This window comes from Rhizobium sp. CCGE531 (assembly GCF_003627795.1).
Classification (GTDB): domain Bacteria; phylum Pseudomonadota; class Alphaproteobacteria; order Rhizobiales; family Rhizobiaceae; genus Rhizobium.
Genome location: NZ_CP032684.1, coordinates 494,250 through 510,967, shown reverse-complemented (window position 1 = coordinate 510,967; position 16,718 = coordinate 494,250). Strand labels below are relative to the sequence as shown.

At 60.2% G+C, this 16,718-nt stretch carries 19 protein-coding genes; 11 read left to right on the top strand and 8 right to left on the bottom strand.

What is annotated here, in order from left to right:
- Nucleotides 1-42: 42 nt before the first annotated feature.
- Nucleotides 43-1,419: an alpha,alpha-trehalose-phosphate synthase (UDP-forming) gene (otsA, locus tag CCGE531_RS02540; protein ID WP_120662774.1), complete on the top strand. Its 1,377-nt coding sequence runs from the start codon at nt 43-45 to the stop codon at nt 1,417-1,419.
- Nucleotides 1,420-1,426: 7 nt separating this feature from the next.
- Here otsA and CCGE531_RS02535 read toward each other — a convergent pair whose 3' ends face one another.
- Nucleotides 1,427-2,329, bottom strand: a complete 903-nt coding sequence (locus CCGE531_RS02535) for a LysR family transcriptional regulator (protein ID WP_120662773.1) — start codon at nt 2,327-2,329, stop codon at nt 1,427-1,429.
- A 162-nt stretch (nt 2,330-2,491) separates the two neighbouring features.
- Here CCGE531_RS02535 and betC point away from each other — a divergent pair, with 162 nt between their 5' ends.
- The 5 genes from betC to CCGE531_RS02510 all read left to right on the top strand — a co-directional run bounded on the left by betC (nt 2,492) and on the right by CCGE531_RS02510 (nt 7,619).
- Entirely contained in the window at nt 2,492-4,006 is a 1,515-nt protein-coding gene (gene betC, locus CCGE531_RS02530) for a choline-sulfatase (RefSeq protein WP_120662772.1), read from the top strand.
- 63 nt (nt 4,007-4,069) lie between these two features.
- The gene (locus tag CCGE531_RS02525; RefSeq protein ID WP_120662771.1) at nt 4,070-4,279 is read left to right on the top strand and encodes a molybdopterin-binding protein; all 210 of its coding nucleotides are present in this window, start codon (nt 4,070-4,072) and stop codon (nt 4,277-4,279) included.
- A 221-nt stretch (nt 4,280-4,500) separates the two neighbouring features.
- Nucleotides 4,501-4,884: a hypothetical protein gene (locus CCGE531_RS02520; protein WP_120662770.1), complete on the top strand. Its 384-nt coding sequence runs from the start codon at nt 4,501-4,503 to the stop codon at nt 4,882-4,884.
- Between the two features lie 229 nt (nt 4,885-5,113).
- Nucleotides 5,114-6,067: a CheR family methyltransferase gene (locus tag CCGE531_RS02515; RefSeq protein ID WP_245458960.1), complete on the top strand. Its 954-nt coding sequence runs from the start codon at nt 5,114-5,116 to the stop codon at nt 6,065-6,067.
- A 91-nt stretch (nt 6,068-6,158) separates the two neighbouring features.
- Nucleotides 6,159-7,619, top strand: coding sequence for an oligosaccharide flippase family protein (locus CCGE531_RS02510; RefSeq protein ID WP_120662769.1), 1,461 nt, complete (start codon nt 6,159-6,161; stop codon nt 7,617-7,619).
- A gap of 6 nt (nt 7,620-7,625) precedes the next feature.
- Here the strand turns inward: CCGE531_RS02510 and tsaA are convergent, their stop codons facing one another.
- Both tsaA and CCGE531_RS02500 read right to left on the bottom strand, forming a co-directional pair.
- The gene (gene tsaA / locus CCGE531_RS02505; RefSeq protein ID WP_120662768.1) at nt 7,626-8,156 is read right to left on the bottom strand and encodes a tRNA (N6-threonylcarbamoyladenosine(37)-N6)-methyltransferase TrmO; all 531 of its coding nucleotides are present in this window, start codon (nt 8,154-8,156) and stop codon (nt 7,626-7,628) included.
- A 23-nt stretch (nt 8,157-8,179) separates the two neighbouring features.
- Nucleotides 8,180-9,205 (bottom strand): ABC transporter substrate-binding protein, encoded by a 1,026-nt coding sequence (locus tag CCGE531_RS02500; protein WP_120662767.1) that lies wholly within the window; start codon nt 9,203-9,205, stop codon nt 8,180-8,182.
- 305 nt (nt 9,206-9,510) lie between these two features.
- On the opposite strand from CCGE531_RS02500, the gene CCGE531_RS02495 reads away from it, so the two are divergent.
- Together CCGE531_RS02495 and CCGE531_RS02490 are read left to right on the top strand one after the other, a co-directional pair.
- Nucleotides 9,511-9,903, top strand: coding sequence for a nuclear transport factor 2 family protein (locus tag CCGE531_RS02495; RefSeq protein WP_120662766.1), 393 nt, complete (start codon nt 9,511-9,513; stop codon nt 9,901-9,903).
- 71 nt (nt 9,904-9,974) lie between these two features.
- Entirely contained in the window at nt 9,975-10,805 is an 831-nt protein-coding gene (locus tag CCGE531_RS02490) for a helix-turn-helix transcriptional regulator (RefSeq protein WP_120662765.1), read from the top strand.
- A 47-nt stretch (nt 10,806-10,852) separates the two neighbouring features.
- On the opposite strand, the gene CCGE531_RS02485 is transcribed toward CCGE531_RS02490, so the two are convergent.
- Nucleotides 10,853-12,436 carry a peptide chain release factor 3 gene (locus tag CCGE531_RS02485; protein WP_120662764.1) on the bottom strand — a complete coding sequence of 528 codons (1,584 nt, stop codon included), beginning with the start codon at nt 12,434-12,436 and terminating at the stop codon, nt 10,853-10,855.
- Between the two features lie 91 nt (nt 12,437-12,527).
- Between CCGE531_RS02485 and dut the strand changes: the two genes are divergently transcribed.
- Nucleotides 12,528-12,998, top strand: a complete 471-nt coding sequence (gene dut, locus CCGE531_RS02480; protein ID WP_120662763.1) for a dUTP diphosphatase — start codon at nt 12,528-12,530, stop codon at nt 12,996-12,998.
- Nucleotides 12,999-13,007: 9 nt separating this feature from the next.
- On the opposite strand, the gene CCGE531_RS02475 is transcribed toward dut, so the two are convergent.
- A complete protein-coding gene (locus CCGE531_RS02475; RefSeq protein WP_120662762.1) occupies nt 13,008-13,472 on the bottom strand; it encodes an Lrp/AsnC family transcriptional regulator in 465 nt (154 codons plus the stop codon).
- A gap of 93 nt (nt 13,473-13,565) precedes the next feature.
- On the opposite strand from CCGE531_RS02475, the gene CCGE531_RS02470 reads away from it, so the two are divergent.
- Together CCGE531_RS02470 and CCGE531_RS02465 are read left to right on the top strand one after the other, a co-directional pair.
- Nucleotides 13,566-14,495 (top strand): DMT family transporter, encoded by a 930-nt coding sequence (locus CCGE531_RS02470; protein WP_205586464.1) that lies wholly within the window; start codon nt 13,566-13,568, stop codon nt 14,493-14,495.
- Complete coding sequence (locus CCGE531_RS02465; protein WP_120662760.1) at nt 14,492-14,794, top strand: NIPSNAP family protein; 303 nt, start codon at nt 14,492-14,494, stop codon at nt 14,792-14,794. The genes CCGE531_RS02470 and CCGE531_RS02465 overlap by 4 nt, the downstream gene beginning before the upstream one ends.
- A 2-nt stretch (nt 14,795-14,796) precedes the next feature.
- Here the strand turns inward: CCGE531_RS02465 and CCGE531_RS02460 are convergent, their stop codons facing one another.
- From CCGE531_RS02460 to CCGE531_RS02450, 3 genes are read right to left on the bottom strand one after another with little or no spacing between them, the layout of a single operon-like run.
- Entirely contained in the window at nt 14,797-15,429 is a 633-nt protein-coding gene (locus tag CCGE531_RS02460; RefSeq protein ID WP_120662759.1) for a hypothetical protein, read from the bottom strand.
- Nucleotides 15,429-16,061 (bottom strand): LysE family translocator, encoded by a 633-nt coding sequence (locus CCGE531_RS02455; RefSeq protein WP_120662758.1) that lies wholly within the window; start codon nt 16,059-16,061, stop codon nt 15,429-15,431. The genes CCGE531_RS02460 and CCGE531_RS02455 overlap by 1 nt, the downstream gene beginning before the upstream one ends.
- Before the next feature lie 24 nt (nt 16,062-16,085).
- A complete protein-coding gene (locus CCGE531_RS02450) occupies nt 16,086-16,643 on the bottom strand; it encodes a cysteine hydrolase family protein (protein WP_120666410.1) in 558 nt (185 codons plus the stop codon).
- Nucleotides 16,644-16,718: the final 75 nt, after the last annotated feature.

Below are 16,718 nucleotides of genomic sequence, written 5' to 3'. Positions count from 1 at the left end.
CTTTTCCTGGAATTGCTTTGGCCTTCTCGAAAGGAAGTAACCTTGAGTCGTCTCATCATCGTTTCCAACCGCGTTTCCGTACCCGATCACAAGGGCGCGGCAGCCGCGGGCGGTCTTGCCGTGGCGCTGCAGGCTGCCCTTGCCGAGCGCGGCGGCATCTGGATGGGCTGGTCCGGCAAATCGAGCGGCGACATCGAGCCAGAACCGCTGCAGATGACGCAGGACGGCAATATCACCTATGCGCTGAGCGATCTGACCCAGACCGACGTCGAGGAATATTATCAGGGCTTTGCCAATCGCGTGCTCTGGCCTATCTGCCACTACCGGCTCGACCTTGCCGAATACGCCCGCAAGGAAATGACCGGTTATTTCCGCGTCAACCGCTTCTTCGCCCATCGCCTTGCTCCGCTGGTGGAGCCGGACGATATTATCTGGGTGCATGATTACCATCTCATCCCGCTGGCGGCGGAGCTGCGGCAGATGGGGCTGAAGAACCGCATCGGTTTCTTTCTGCACATTCCCTGGCCGCCGGCAGACGTCGTGCTCGCCATGCCGGTGCATGAGGAGATCATGCGCGGCCTTTCTTCCTATGATCTCCTCGGCTTCCAAACCAAATACGATCTTGAAAACTTCGCCGGCTGCCTGAAACGCGAAGGCATGGGCATCGAGAAAAGCCCCGGCCATTTCAACGCTCACGGCCATGATTTTCGCGGCGGCGCCTATTCGATCGGCATAGAGACGGCGGGCTTTGCCGAATTCGCCCGCAGGGCCGCATCGCACAGCATGGTGCACAGGGTGCGCAAAAGCATCGAAGGCCGCGACCTGATCCTCGGTGTCGACCGGCTTGATTATTCCAAGGGCATCACGCAGCGCATCGACGCCTTCGAACGCTTCATCACCAACAACCCCGCCCACCAGCGCAGCGTCACATATCTGCAGATCACGCCGAAATCGCGCTCCGAAGTGCCGGAATATGAGGCGATGCAGCATGCGGTTGCCGAACAGGCCGGCCGGGTCAACGGTGCGATCGGCACGGTCGACTGGGTGCCCATCCGCTACATCAACCGCTCGATCAGCCGCCCGATACTGGCGGGCCTCTACCGGCTCGCCAAGGTCGGGCTGGTGACGCCGCTGCGTGATGGCATGAACCTGGTCGCCAAGGAATATGTCGCCGCGCAGGATCCGGAAAACCCGGGAGTATTGGTGCTCTCACGCTTTGCGGGTGCGGCGCGCGAGCTGAAGAGCGCCCTGCTGGTCAATCCCTATGATGTCGACGGCACGGCGAACGCCCTTGCGCGGGCCGTCAACATGCCGCTGCAGGAACGGCAGGAGCGTTGGCGCGGCATGATGGATCACCTGCTCGAGAACGACGTATCGCATTGGTGCGAGACCTTTCTCGCGGATCTCACCTCGGAATAGATCACGACTACACGGCGGCTGCTTCGGCGAGCAGCCATTGCGCCAACTGCTCGGCATGCGGGTTCGGCGTCGATGGCGGCAGCAGCCAATAGCCTCGAGCAGGCGCTTCGAGCATGGGGCCGGCCGTCACCAATGTCCGGGCGGCAAGCAGGGAATCGACAAGACCGATCCAGCCGATGGCAACGCCCTGCTCGCTGAGGGCGGCCTGTACGACAAGCGAATAGGTGTTGAAGCGCAGATCGCCGCGACCGGCATAGGTATCCCGGGCAATGCCGAAGGCCGCGAGATAGCTCTCCCAATCGAACCAGGGCGACGGCATCTCCGAATCGAGATGGACGAGCGTGGTGCCGGCGAGCTGCGAGGGATCGGTGAACGGGCCATGACGTTCCGCAAAGCCTCTGGTGCAGATCGGCACGACCTTTTCCGGCAAAAGCAAACTGGTTGCCGGACCGAATTCGCTGCGCGTGCCGAAGAAGATGGCGATATCACCACTCTCCGGCGCGCCGCGATCCAGCCGCTGCGTGGCGACGATCTGGATATCCACCTCGGGATGGAGCAGCCGGAACGCATGCATGCGGGGTATCAGCCAGAGGGCGGAGAAGGCATAGTCCGTGCGCAGGCGCACCGATGGCCGCTCCGCCTCGGCGCGGAAACTGCGCACCAGATTGTCGACGCCGCCAACAGCCTTTTCGACGATCTCGAACAGGCGCCGGCCCTCGGCCGAAAGTTCGACGCCGCGATGCTGGCGGCGAAACAGGGCGACGCCCATCTGCTCTTCGATACGACGGATCTGGTAGCTGACGGCCGGTTGCGTCAGGCCTAGCACCGAAGCGGCGGCGGACAGGCTGCCGGAGCGCCCCACCTCCAGGAAAATCCGCAGCCAGCCGAGATCGATCAAACGTTCAGCCATAAAATTTCCTTTTGGTATCTATCGAAAAATGCCTGCTTCACAGCGGGAACACTAGTGATGTTCAATAAAATAATCGAATAACAAAGAGTGAGCTATCGTCATGCGCATTTCCACAATGGGTTGGCTCGCCGCCGGCCTCTGATTTCCAAGGAAAACACGCGAATGTCCCGCCCGAATATCCTCATCTTCATGGTCGATCAGTTCAACGGGACATTGTTTCCCGACGGCCCGGCCGATTTCCTGCATGCGCCGGTCCTGAAGGCCCTCGCAAAGCGCTCCGTGCGCTTTGCCAACAGCTATACGGCAAGCCCGCTCTGCGCACCGGCGCGGGCCTCCTTCATGTCCGGGCAGCTGCCGAGCCGTACCCGCGTTTATGACAATGCCGCCGAATTCTGCTCGGATATTCCGACCTTTGCCCATCACCTGCGCGCCGCCGGCTATCAAACGGCGCTATCGGGCAAGATGCATTTCGTCGGCCCGGACCAGATGCACGGCTTCGAGGAGCGTCTGACGACGGACATCTACCCCGCCGATTTCGGCTGGACACCTGATTATACCAAGCCCGGCGAGCGCATCGACTGGTGGTATCACAATCTCGGTTCGGTGACCGGCGCCGGCACGGCCGAGATTACCAACCAGATGGAGTATGACGACGAGGTTGCCTATCATGCCAACCGCAAGCTCTACGATCTCTCGCGCCGGCATGACGAGCGGCCCTGGTGCCTGACCGTCAGCTTCACGCATCCGCATGATCCTTACGTCGCGCGGCGCCGTTTCTGGGATCTTTATGAGGATTGCCCGGCGCTCGACCCCGAAGTCGGCGAAATCCCTTTCGAACAGCAGGACCCGCATTCGCAGCGGCTGATGAAGGCGTGCGATCACACCGCCTTCGACATCACGCCGGAGCAGATCCGCCGGGCTCGGCGCGGCTATTTCGCCAATATTTCCTATGTCGACGAAAAGATCGGCGAGATCCTCGAAACGCTCGAGCGCGGCCGCATGGCCGACAACACGATCATCCTGTTCGTCTCGGATCATGGCGACATGCTCGGCGAGCGCGGGCTCTGGTTCAAGATGAACTTCTTCGAGGGCTCCGCCCGCGTGCCGTTGATGATATCAGCGCCCGGCTGGCAGCCGAAGCTTATCGACCAGCCGGTTTCGACGCTCGACGTGACGCCGACGCTGGCAGCCCTTGCCGGGATCGACATCGCATCGCTGCGCCGCTGGACCGATGGCGAAGACCTGACCCCCTTGGCTCTCAACACCGGAAGCCGCAGCCCCGTGCCGATGGAATATGCGGCGGAAGGCTCCGAGGCGCCGCTCGTGGGCCTGCGTGACGGCCGCTACAAGCTGACCCTTTGCGAGAAGGATCCGCCCATGCTCTTCGACATCGAGGCGGACCCGAAGGAGCTGACCAATCTGGCTCACGATCCCGCCTACGCGGAAACGCTGAGCCGGCTGACGGCGCAGGCCATGGCGCGCTGGAACCTGGCAAACTTCGACGCCGCCGTGCGCGAAAGCCAGGCGCGGCGTTGGGTGGTCTACGCGGCGCTACGCAACGGCGCCTATTATCCCTGGGATTATCAGCCGCTGCAGAAGGCATCGGAGCGCTACATGCGCAACCACATGGATCTCAACGTGCTGGAGGAAAACCAGCGCTATCCGCGAGGAGAATAGGAATTCGGTGGCTCGTCGCCGGAGAGGGCGATAGGGTCGCGCCGGTCACAAGGGAGATCATCCATGAAAATCAGCGCAAGAAACCGCCTCAAGGGCAAGGTCGTCGAAATCACCAAGGGTGCGACGACGGCGCATGTCCGCATCGATATCGGCAATGGCTCGATTGTCACGTCCTCGATCACCAACGAGGCCGTCGATGAACTGGGCCTGACGGTCGGCTCCGCCGCCTACGCCGTCATCAAGGCATCCGATGTCATGGTCGCCGTCGACTAAGTATCGGGGGTCAGAGGCGATAGTGAATGTCCAGAGTAGGCGAGACATGTTGTATACGGTCGACTTGTTCTTTCTTACCTCCATTGTACAAGATGGGCGCCGGAATAGTTGCCGGTTTTTCGACAGGAGAAGCGACAAAGGGGTGCCTACCCCATTTAGCTGATTGTGATCGGCTGGCGTGATAAATTGACCCGGTTTTGGGGCAAAGATAAAAATGCAGCATGGGGATTTTTCGGATCACATTCGGTGTCGAACCGATCAAGCTGGCGATTAGGTTTATCCTGATCGCGACGATGTTGATCGTGCCGGAGCTGCGGTTGGTCTCCACGGTCCAGGGTTTTCCGCTGCTGTCAAACGCGCAGATCGCTTCCATTTCGGCCGAGCGTGACGTTACCTGCCGGAGCGCAGAAGATTTTGATGCGACGCAAGATCACAAACATAGTCACGGACGGAAATGTTATGGCGTCGCGCACCTGGTTTTTGGCCTCCTGACGGCTGTGACAACCCTGCATGGCCCACGCTTCACAGCCGTTCGTTTTATCCAAGGCTGGCCGAAGTTAATGTCCGTCATTCCTCCCAATATTCTTCGTCCCCCTATAGGATGATCTGTGACGCCGCGCAGCCAGTGCTGCGCTCGATGCGTCGGACCGCGACCCAATCACTATTGTGATTTGAAGATGGAACGCCAGCCGCTGCCGGCTCGGTCAATTCGCCGTAGTTTGCCAAACATCTTCATTGGATCGCAACAGCCAAGCTGAATTCCGAGGCCTCGTCGAACTTTAATCATGTCACCAATGATGCTCTGACCGCAGGATCGTTGCCGGACGAGCATCCATGAAGGATTTTGCCATGCTCAATCAGGTAATGGGAATAAGCGTTGTGATGCGTCGAATGCCGCGTCAGGTCCTGCGCACTCTGTGGGCCGGGATGCCGCCCGGTATGATGAAGACCACGCTCGTGTATCGTAGCGGCCGATATATTTATCATCGATACAGCCGCGAAGCCGCGAAAGTTCAAAGCCACTACACGCATTTCATGCGAAATCCACCGCTGCTGGAGGTTCTCGCCGGGACGCTATCTGATCATGCAAATGAATCGACGCTGCGAGTAGCGTCGATTGGATGCAGCACCGGGGCGGAGCTTTACTCGACTTTATACGTGCTTAAGGCTAAGCGGCCAGACCTGAATTTCATCTCGCATGGGCTCGATATATCAAGCGGCGTCGTCGAGGTCGCCGCACGAGGCGTTTATCGTCCCGACCAGGCCGCCGCGGTGGCCGGTCTTTACACGGCCGGGCGGGCTGAAGTCTCAAGCGACGATGTTGAGAAACTCAGTGGCATTGTCGAAGCCTTGCCGGATGGATCAGTCCGCGTCTGGGACTCACTTCGCGAAAACATTACTTGGCTAACGGCCGACGCAACCGATCCAATGGTCGCAAAACTGATTGGCGAACAGGACATTCTGATTGCGAATAATTTCATGGGACCGATGGATGATGGTCTCGCGGAAAAATGCCTTCGCAATCTGATGAGGCTCGTTACACCGGGCGGCTATCTCTTGGTCGATGGTATCGATCTCGATGTCAAAATGAAGGTGCTGAAGGGCTCTCGCTTCAAACCTGTCCTTATTCGACAGGATGATATCTGGCTAGCAGAGGAATCAAAAAAAGGATGGCCATGGCTTCGGTGGAGCCGAGAACCGCTCAACCGAAAAGAACGAGGCTGGGAGATCAGGTATTCGGTTATTTTTCGTCTGGCAGGCCAGCCAAACCAGCCTTCAAATCCATGACTAGCATTTGGAAAAAGTCGTGCGAAGGGCGTCGCCGGCAACAGTCCTGGTCGATTGCGGCCTGGCTGCTTGCCGGTGGAGAGGGGCGGAAATGAAAGGAGGGAAATCCCTATCAGTCCTTCGGAAGGTCGTGGCTGACGGATCTTGGGTCGCCACAGCAAAGATCACGTCCCAAGTGAGCCAAATTGGGACCTTCTTCCTGGCTGCTCGTATCTTGATGCCGGAAGAATTTGGTTTCTATGCTTTCCTGTCAGCCCTCATGGTTCTGCTCGTCGTCCTTGCAGAGGGGGGATGGGCAGAATTCATCATGAAATCGGGCGACGACCGCGACCGCTTCGAACAGCTCGTGAGCATATCGCTCCTGAGCGGCGTGCTAGTCACATCGGTTGGCTTGGGCGGTGCCTTCGTCCTCTACTCGGCATTCGGGCGACAGACGGAAGGCGTGTTGGTGGCTATATTCAGCTGCTGGATACTGCCGGCGGCAATCGCCACCGTCTATGACGGCACACTCGTCGCCTGCGGAAGGCTCCGCGCGCAGGCAGTCGTTCGTATCGTCAGCGAAGTGGTAGGGTTCTCGGTGACAGCTACGGGTCTATTCATGGGAGGGCATGCCATTGCGCTGGTCGTCGGCCGGATCGTATCGCAGCTCGTAATTTTGGTTGGATCAATCTGTTTCGTCCGCCGAAAACCACGATTGCATCTAACCTGGGCTACGGTGGTGGAAGTCGCGGCATTCTCCAAATATATCGTCGCAACCCGAATGATCATTTTCCTTGGTTCCTATTCGGGAACACTCGCCGTCGGTGGTTTCCTTGGTGTTACGGAAGCGGGATACTACCGCGCCGCGGAACGGATTGTTGCGGCTATCTCGGAGCTTATGGGTGAGCCCGTAAGGGCGCTTGCCTGGGTAGGGTTCAGGCGGGCACGAGACCTGGGTGAATTGAACGGGACGAATGCTCTTGCCGGCGCCGCCAGCCAATTCCTGGTTTGGCTTTTTGTCGTCGCGAGCCCGGTCTACCTCGGGCTTATGCTGGTCTCGCCAGAGCTGATCCATATCGTGCTTGGCGAAAAATGGATGCCCTCCGCGATCATTGTTTCCATATTGTGCGTGAAGCTGCTGTTGCTTTCACCAGGATATATCTCCGAACCGCTTTTGACGCTGAGTGGCAACATTCATCGCAGAATGGCGGTCACCATGGTCAATGCGGCTGTCTCTGTCCTTTTCATCATCATCTTTGCACCGATGGGGCTTTTGGCCTTGGCGGCGAGCCAATGTGTGAGCGCATCCTTTTCACTCACAACCTCCGCCAGAATTCAGATCCGTTACGTCGGAGTGAATTGGCGAAAGGTCATCATGGATTCCATCCATATGATCGGCCCTTCTGTCGGGTTGATGATCGCAGCGGTTCTAAGTCTTCAATACGTGGTTCAGTTCGCAGCAATGCCGACGATATTGGTGCTTCTTCTGAAGATCGCCGTCGGCACCGCAGCATATGTCTCGCTGTTCCTGATTGTCACGTTTTGGACGAGACGGTTTCCGACGCCCGCTTAAAGCGGTTCAGTTTTTTACGGAGTTTCTGAACCGCCCCATCTCGCCGTCGCCGGTCTGGAAATCTCCGGGCTGCGGCGGCGCGATCGGCTTGAACAGTGTGCGATCCGGCTTCAGGTCGAGCAAGGGAGTGCCGTCAAGGCAATCGAGGCCACGCACCAGCAGTACGGCCCCCTCGACGGCCTCCAACTTGACGATGGATGTGCCGATGGGATTGGGCCGAACGGGTGAGCGCAGCGAGAAGGTGCCATGCACCTTGCCGCTGCTGGCCGGGCTCTGCAGCACGAGGTCCCGACGCGAACGATCGAGCCAATAGAGAACTTCCAGCCGCTCGAAGGCTTCCACGCCCTGCAGTGCCGCCACCCAGGGCTCGAAGATCTCGATCCGGCAAATCGGTCCGTCATGCCGGCCCTGGCGCGGCGTTTCCATGCGCGATGTCCAGGGCGTGGAAATGCGGCCGATGAAGATGAGGCCGGCGTCAGAGGCTGCAGGCGGCTCGACGGCCACTTCGTTTTGGCGAATTTCGTTTTCCCGAACCATGAATGCCTCCCCGACCCCAGCGGTTACTTCACGCCCTTCAGCAATGCCGCCAGTTGATCGTTGGTCAAATCGACCTGATAGAACAGCTTGTAGAAGTGCTTCACATCGTCGGAAAAATCGCTGCGGAAGAGCTTCGGATAAACCAGTTTCTCCAGCCAGCGCATGCCGAGCAGCCGGTTGACGCCGGGCGGCGAATCGAACCAGCCGAAGGGCAATGACGGTGGCACGAAGATCTTGCCGTCCTTGACGGCCTTGATCCCAGCCCATTGCGGATCGCTCTTCACCGAGACCGCGAAAGCAGGGCTCTCGGCAATGATGATATCCGGATTCCAGCCGACGACCTGCTGTACGGTCACCTTGGCGAGACCGCCCTTGCCGGCGGCAGCGGCGACGTTCATCGTGCCGACGGCATCGAGGATCTCCAGATTGATCGAGCCGGAGAGCCCGGTTTCCAGGCCATCGGCGCCGCGGCCATAATAGACGCGCGGGCGCGGATCGTTCGGCAGCGTCGCGAGCTTCTCGTTCAGGTCCTTGATCGCCGCATCGGTGTAATCGGCCAGCTTGTTGGCACGGTCCTCGACGCCGATCAGGGCGCCGACGTCGCGAAGCGTATCGGCGGTGCGGGCGAAGCTGCCGTCGATAAGAATATAGGGAATGCCCGTCTCGCTCTGTACCTTGTCGGCCAGCGCCTTGTAGGTGGGGTCGACCGTGCCGGCATCGAGGATGATGTCTGGTTTGGCGTCCATGACGGCCTGCGAACTGGTCGTGCCGTCCTTGCCCGTCAGGCGCCCGATCGTGGGCAGCGACCGCGCGGATGGCAACAGATAGGCCTTGGCGGCGTCATCGGGCGCGTGAACCCAGCCCACCAGTTTCTCGGGCGCCAGCACATAGACTAGCGCGGCTGCCGGCGGTCCAGCCACCAAAATGCGGTTGATCTTATCTGGGACGGACACCGTGCGGCCGGCTGCATCGGTGATGATTCGCGCTTCGGCCGCGACCGGCACCAGGCCGACAAAGGCCAGCGCGAGAACCGCAAGAAATTTCATCATAAAAGCTGCTCGTCTTGATCGAGGGGACCTCGGGGCGGCACTATGGCATAGCGCTATATTGGATGGAACATCGCGAAGGCAGTATTCCAAAATGAAACGCATCCGAACCGATCACGCCGGCTTGAGGCGCAATCGACCGGTCTTCATTACATCGCATGTAATTGAGAGCGGCATTCGTCCCGGCGTATTTAAAGACCATCTTCTTGCAGGAAGAGCTTATTCAGCCCTTCAACCAAAGAGAGCCTTCACCCGGCATGACGTCGATGGCCACGACATCGTTCCAACGGCAGGCTCAGGAGAAATCCATGACGACGATGTCATTCACCAAGAAAGAAGCCCCTGAATGGCTGCTGGCCTTCTGGCAGGAAATCGACGACAAGACCTTCGGCGAAGGCTTCAATTGCTTCGCGGAAGACGCAACATGCAACCTCGGCATTGCTGACTGGAAGGGGCGCGACACCATTCGCGAAAACCTGCGCGCCTTCATCGACACCGGCTTCACCGCATTGCATGATGTCACCGAATATTGGGACGGCGGATCGCTGAAAGTGTTTCGCGGCACGGTTACCATGACGCCCGACGACCGAACGCAAGCCGTGGTCAAACCGGTCATGACGCACTTCTTCTATATGGACGAGGCCGACCCCACCAAGGTGCGTCACTGGTACGGATCAGTCGGGCCGATCGCGTTCGGATAGGAATTGACATCGGCGGGGTTGTTGAATGACACCCCGCCGCAATGACATGAGCGAAGCGAGGTCTTTGCAAGATGAGTTCTTCCGGCTTAAATCTGAGACTGCCAAACGAACTCGGCCCGCAGCTGCGCGCATGGCGCGACACGCGCGGCAAGAGCCAGCTTGAGCTTTCCCTCGACACCGGCATTTCGCAACGCCAGATCAGCTTTATCGAAAGCGGCAGGAGCACGCCCGGCCGCCAGAATGTCTTGCGTCTCGCCGATGCATTGGACGTGCCGTTCCGCGAGCGCAACACGCTGCTGCTTGCCGCCGGCTACGCACCGATCTATTCGGAAGGAAGTTTCGATGATCGCGAGATGCAGGGCGTTACCAACGCGCTCAAGCGCATGCTGCGTCAGCATGAGCCTTTTCCGGCGGTCGTCATGGACCGCTACTGGAATGTCCTGATGACCAATGATGCCACCCTTCGCTTCTTCGGCCAGTTCATCGATATGGCCGCACGTCCGGCGCCGCGCAATCTCCTGCATCTCATGTTCGATCCCTCGGGCATGCGGCCCTTCATTCCGGATTGGAAGACGACGGCCGAAAGCCTTTTGGGGCGCGTCTTCCGCGAGTCCGTCGGCCGTGTCATCGACGCGCGGACGAAGGAGCTCATCGATAGCCTGCTCGCCTACCCCGACGTGGATGCCGAATGGCAGACATCGCCGGCGATCGAGAATGCGCCGATCATTCCCCTGTCCTTCGTGAAGGACGGGCATATCCTGAGATTTTTCTCGCTGGTCACGACGGTCGGCACCGCGCAGATGATCACGACCCAGGAACTGCGGGTCGAGTGCATGTTTCCGCTGGATGACGCCACGGAGGCGCACTACGCGGAACTGATGAACGCAGCAGCGGAGCAGTAGCGCTATACGCCACCGGCTGACCGCCCGTGGCTGCAACGTCTCTGATATCACGCCGCCTTGACGGCGTGATATTCCTTGATTGCGACCATCTTGATAGCCGGATAACGTTCCGCCTCGTAGCGCAGCGAGAAGCCGTCCTGGGCGAGAAAGACCGGATCGCCATCGAGATCGCGGGCGATATCGCCGCGGCGCGCGGTGACGAATTTTTCGAGATCGACGGACTGATCGGCCGAGATCCAGCGGCAGACGGAGAAGCGCGACATTTCGAAGGAAACCGGCAGGCCGTATTCCGCCATCAGCCGCTCCTTCAGCACGTCAAGCTGCAGGGCGCCGACGACGCCGACGATGGCGGGCGAGCCGTCCTCGGGCGAGAAGAGCTGCACAACGCCTTCCTCGGCCATCTGCTGCAGCGCTTCCTTGAGCTTCTTCGCCTTCATGGCGTCCTCGAGGCGCACGCGGCGGAGGATTTCCGGCGAGAAGTTCGGCACGCCCTGGAAGACGAGGGATTCGCCTTCCGTCAGCGTATCGCCGATGCGCAGCGTCCCGTGGTTTGGAATGCCGACGACATCGCCGGCATAAGCGGTATCGGCGAGCTGGCGCTGCGAGGCGAAGAAAAACTGCGGCGCGGTGAGACCGAGCTGCTTGCCGGTGCGCGACAGCCGCGCCTTCATGCCGCGCTCCAGCTTGCCGGAGCAGATGCGCGCAAAGGCGATGCGGTCGCGATGGTTCGGGTCCATGTTGGCCTGGATCTTGAAGACGAAGGCCGTCATCTTGTCGTCGGTGGCGTGAACCGTCCTGATATCGGCGACCTGGTCACGCGGCGGCGGCGCGAATGCGCCAAGCGCGTTGATGAGATCGCGCACCCCGAAATTGCGCAGTGCCGAGCCGAAGAAGACCGGCGTCATGTGGCCTTCAAGGAAGGATTCCCGATCGAAGGGCCGGCACGCCTCGATTGCAAGTTCCGTTTCGTCGATGAAGGCCTTGCGCTCGTTTTCCGGCAGCCTGTCGGCAACGGTCCGCGGGCCATTGACGGGGGTCGCGGTGACTTCGGTGTCGGAGCCACGAACAGTATTGGATGCCAGATGATAGGAGCCGCAGAAGGTCTTGGAGCGGCCTATCGGCCATGTGATCGGCGCCGTATCCAGCGCCAGCTTCTCTTCCACCTCGTCGAGAATCTCGAAGGGGTCGCGGCTTTCGCGGTCCATCTTGTTGATGAAGGTGATGATCGGGATGTCGCGCATGCGGCAGACTTCGAACAGCTTCAGCGTCCGCGGCTCGATACCCTTGGCGGCATCGATGACCATGACGGCGGCGTCGACCGCCGTCAGCGTGCGATAGGTGTCGTCGGCGAAGTCTTCGTGGCCGGGCGTATCGAGAATGTTGAAGACGTTGCCTTCATATTCGAAGGTCATGACCGAGGTGACGACCGAGATGCCACGTTCGCGCTCGATCTTCATCCAGTCGGAGCGCGTCTGCATGCGGTCCTTCTTCGCCTTGACCTCGCCGGCAAGCTGAATGGCGCCGCCGAACAGCAGCAGCTTTTCGGTGAGCGTCGTCTTGCCCGCGTCCGGGTGAGCGATAATAGCAAATGTGCGGCGGCGGGAGACCGCCTCGGCGAGACTTTCGGCCATGCTTGTGAATCCTGTGAATTGCGGCCGTATCTAGCGACTCAAAGCCCTAAATGCAATTGACCTCCGGCATTCGAGCGCAAACTAATGCCGCATGACCATTCACACCGATATCAGCCCGACCGTGAAGCTCATCCGCCTGCCGCATGGCGAAGGCCTGGAGCTGCCCGCTTATGAAACCAAGGGTGCCGCCGGCATGGACCTGCGCGCGGCGGTCGAGGACGGCGCAGCGTTGACGCTCGCTCCGGGGAAACGGGCGCTCGTTCCCACCGGCTTCATCTTCGAAATCCCGGATGGCTTCGAGGCGCAGATCCGCCCCCGCTCCGGCCTCGCCTTCAAGAACGGCATCACCTGCCTGAACTCGCCCGGCACGATCGACAGCGATTATCGCGGCGAAGTGAAGGTGCTGCTCATCAACCTCGGCGAAGAGCCTTTCGAGATCAGCCGCGGCATGCGCATCGCACAGATGATCATCGCGCCGGTCACGCAGGCCCGCATCGTCGAGGCGACGGAGGCGAGCGAAACCAAGCGCGGCGCCGGCGGCTTCGGCTCGACCGGCGTGTGATAATAAGCTTTAACGCGAAAGCGGCGGCAGGCGGCGCTTGACCGGCGTCGCCTTGATCATCGAGGTGTTCGTCTCGGCGCGCTCGGCGATCTTGTCCAATATGCCATCGAGTTCGCCCATGGAGCGCACCACCAGCCTCCCGATGAAGCAATCGTCGCCGGTGACCTTGTCGCATTCGATGAATTCCGAGGTCTCCTGAATGATGCGCTCGACGACATGCAGCTGGCCGGGCAAGGGCCGGATGCGAACGATCGCCTGCAGGGGATAGCCGATGGCCTCCGGCGCGATATCGACCGTGAAGCCTGAGATAATGCCGCGCTCCTCCAGCCGGCGCAGCCGCTCCGCCGCGCTCGGCGACGAAAGACCGGCTGCTTCCGCAAGCTCTTTCAACGATATCCTGGCATTGCGCGCCAGCGCCTCCAGCATTCGCTGGTCGATCTCGTCGAGACTCAGGGAAGCATTAGGAACACCCATGATATAGCCTTACTTAATTAGGTGATAAGATTTTCATTCCTAAGTAAACCTATATTATCCATGCTCCCGCCGCAATATGATTGGTTCCGATAGATGGGAGCTGGGATAATGAACGAGATAAGACGCGGCACGATGGAAATGACGGCGGCGATGCTGATTTCAGGCACAATCGGCTGGTTTGTACTGATGTCAGGACAGGCCGTAACCGGCGTCGTCTTCTGGCGCTGTTTCTTCGGCGCGCTGACGCTGCTCGTCATATGCGCTGCCATGGGCCTGCTGCGTCCCGGCATCCTCAATCTCAAGACGTTTTCCATCGCGGTCGGCGGCGGGATCGCCATCGTTCTCAACTGGCTGCTGTTGTTCGCCGCCTATTCGCACGCCTCCATTTCCATTGCCACGACCGTCTACAATACGCAGCCCTTCATGCTGCTGGGGCTCGGCGCCCTGTTTCTCGGCGAGCGGATCACCTTTACCAAGCTCTTCTGGCTGGCTCTCGCCTTTGCCGGCATGGCAGTCATCGTCGAGGGCAAGTCGGGCGAGGGAGCCGACGCCGGAAGCTATGCGATCGGAATCCTGCTTTCGCTGGGCGCGGCCTTCTTCTATGCGCTGGCGGCCATTGCCGCAAAATGGCTCAAAGGCACTCCGCCGCACCTGATCGCTCTCATCCAGGTTTCGACAGGCATTTTGATGCTGGCGCCCTTCACCGATTTCTCCGGCGTTCCGCAGGATGCCGGCGGCTGGTCGATCCTCGTCACCATGGGCGTCCTGCATACCGGGCTGATGTATGTACTGCTCTATGGCGCCATCCAGAAGCTGCCGACGCATCTGACCGGCGCGCTATCCTTCATCTATCCGATCGCCGCCATCGTCGTCGACCGCTTCGCCTTCGGCCATGTGCTCGGCGCGGCACAGATCGTCGGTGCGATCATCATTCTGGGCGCTGCAGCCGGCATGAACCTGGGCTGGACGATCCCCCTGCCCCATCATAAAAACGATCGTCTTTCAAAGGAGACCGCCGAATGATCACCTGCTACCTGCGCTATACGATCGACCCTTACAAGCTCGCCCAGTTCGAACATTACGCCAAGCTCTGGATCCCGCTGGTCAACCGGCTGGGCGGCACGCATCACGGCTATTTCATGCCGCACGAAGGCGCGAACAACATCGCGCTGGCGCTCTTCAGCTTTCCGAGCCTTGCCGCCTATGAAGACTATCGGCTCAAGATGGCCGAGGATGAGGAATGCCTCGCCGCCTTTGCCTATAACGAGGAAACGCGCTGCATCGTCAGCTACGAGCGCAGCTTCATGCGTCCGGTCTTCTGAGATTATTTAGCCGGCTGCGGGCAAATCTGCGGCTGGCCGTCGAGGCCTTCGGCCAGCTTCTCGAAAGTAGCGCCTGGCTTGGCGCGATCGCCGCCGAGACGAACGACATAGAGGCTGTCGAAATCCTTGCCGTGCCACTTCGGCACTGCGTCGGCATCGCCGCCGTTCTCGCTCATCAGCTGACGGGCGAGATCGACGATCTGCTTGTGCTCCCAAGCGACGAAGATCAGCTTGCCGGCATAGGTGGGCTTCTTCAGTTCGGCCTTTAGATCCTCGATGTCATCATAACCGAAGCTGGTATCGACGGGCATGCCGAACGCAATCGCCGCTGGCTCGATTGTGGCGAGCGGCCGGATGTAGTCGTAGGAAACGCCCGAATCCTTCTTCCGCGTCGACGGATCCGGCGCGAAGATCGCCGCAGGCTTGCCGAAGAGCTTCGCCAACACTGGCGGCAGAGCCAGTGCCCGGTTAAGGCCCTGGCAGCTGAGCTGGCCAAGTCCGGCCTCCGGCTTCTCCCCATGCCGCATGAAAACAATCGTCTGTTTACCGGCCGCCGCCGAAGCGACCGGCACGAAACTCGAGAGCGAAGCGAGCGCCAGAAGGCCTGTCGTGAGCGCCTGCGAAACGCGCCTCATTAACGCTGCGCTTCGAAAGCCATGCGGACGGCGAGCCCGGCCAGCACCGTGCCCATCAGCCAGCGCTGTACCAGGGCGAAAGACGGGCGGCGGGTGAGGAACATCGCGATCCAGCCGGCACTCAGCGCGAAGATGGCATTGAATGTCACGCTGATGACGATCTGCGCGAAGCCGAGAACAAGCGATTGCGTGAAGACGCTGCCGGCGGCGGGATCGATGAACTGCGGCAGCAGCGAGAGATAGAGAACCGCGACCTTCGGGTTCAGCAGGCTGGTCACCAGCCCCATGGAGAAGAGCCGGCGTGTGCTGTCTTTCGGCAGCTCGCGCACCTGAAAGGCGGAACGACCGCCGGGCTTCAGCGCGCTCCAGGCAAGCCAGACGAGATAGGCAGCGCCCGCCAGCCGCAATGCATCATAGGCGAAAGGTACGGCGAGGACGAAGGCGGTAATGCCGAGCGCGGCCGAGAACATGTAGAAGAGGAAGCCGCAGGCGACACCGCCAAGCGAGATCAACCCTGCAGCCGGCCCCTGCGAGATCGAACGCGATACTAGATAGATCATGTTCGGCCCGGGTGTCAGCACCATGCCGAGAGCGATCAGGGCAAAGGCGATCATACTGGTCAGATGCGGCATGGAGCCTCCGGCGGGGAAAGGGCTTCAGAAGGAAATTTCGCTGGATGCGACTAGGTTGATCTCATGCGGCCCGGCATCGAAGCCGTCAAGCAGCATATTGTGATGGGTGACAATGTCTTCGAAGGTGAGCTTGCCCATATCGGCCGTGGTGTGGCAGTCGGAGACCAGCGTGACGTCGAAACCGAGTGAAACGGCGCGACGCGCGGTCGTATCGACGCAGAACTGCGTCATGCAGCCGCCAACGATGAGGTGGCTTACGCCGCGCGCCCGCAGCCGCGCCTCGAGGTCGGTTTCGAAGAAGGAATCGCAGCTCGTCTTGTGCACCACGGCATCGCCGGCTTCGGGGGCGATTTCCCGGCGCAATTGCCAGCCCTCGCCACGCTTTGCCAGGCGATGACCCGGGCTACCGTCATGCTGGACGATGAAGGTGGGAATGCCAGCGGCGCGGGCGCTGTGCTTCAGCGCCGCGAGCTTGGCGACGACCGCCTCCAGCGCCGCATCGATATCAGGCTGACGCTCCGGCGTGCCAAGGCCGGTCAGGATGGAATTCTGAAGATCGATCAGGAGCAATGCGGAAGACATGATATCCTTGGGCAAAGCGGTTTCGATGTGCCGTCCACGTCTTGGTAATATGTTCGCAGCGCCAGCGCAATCGCT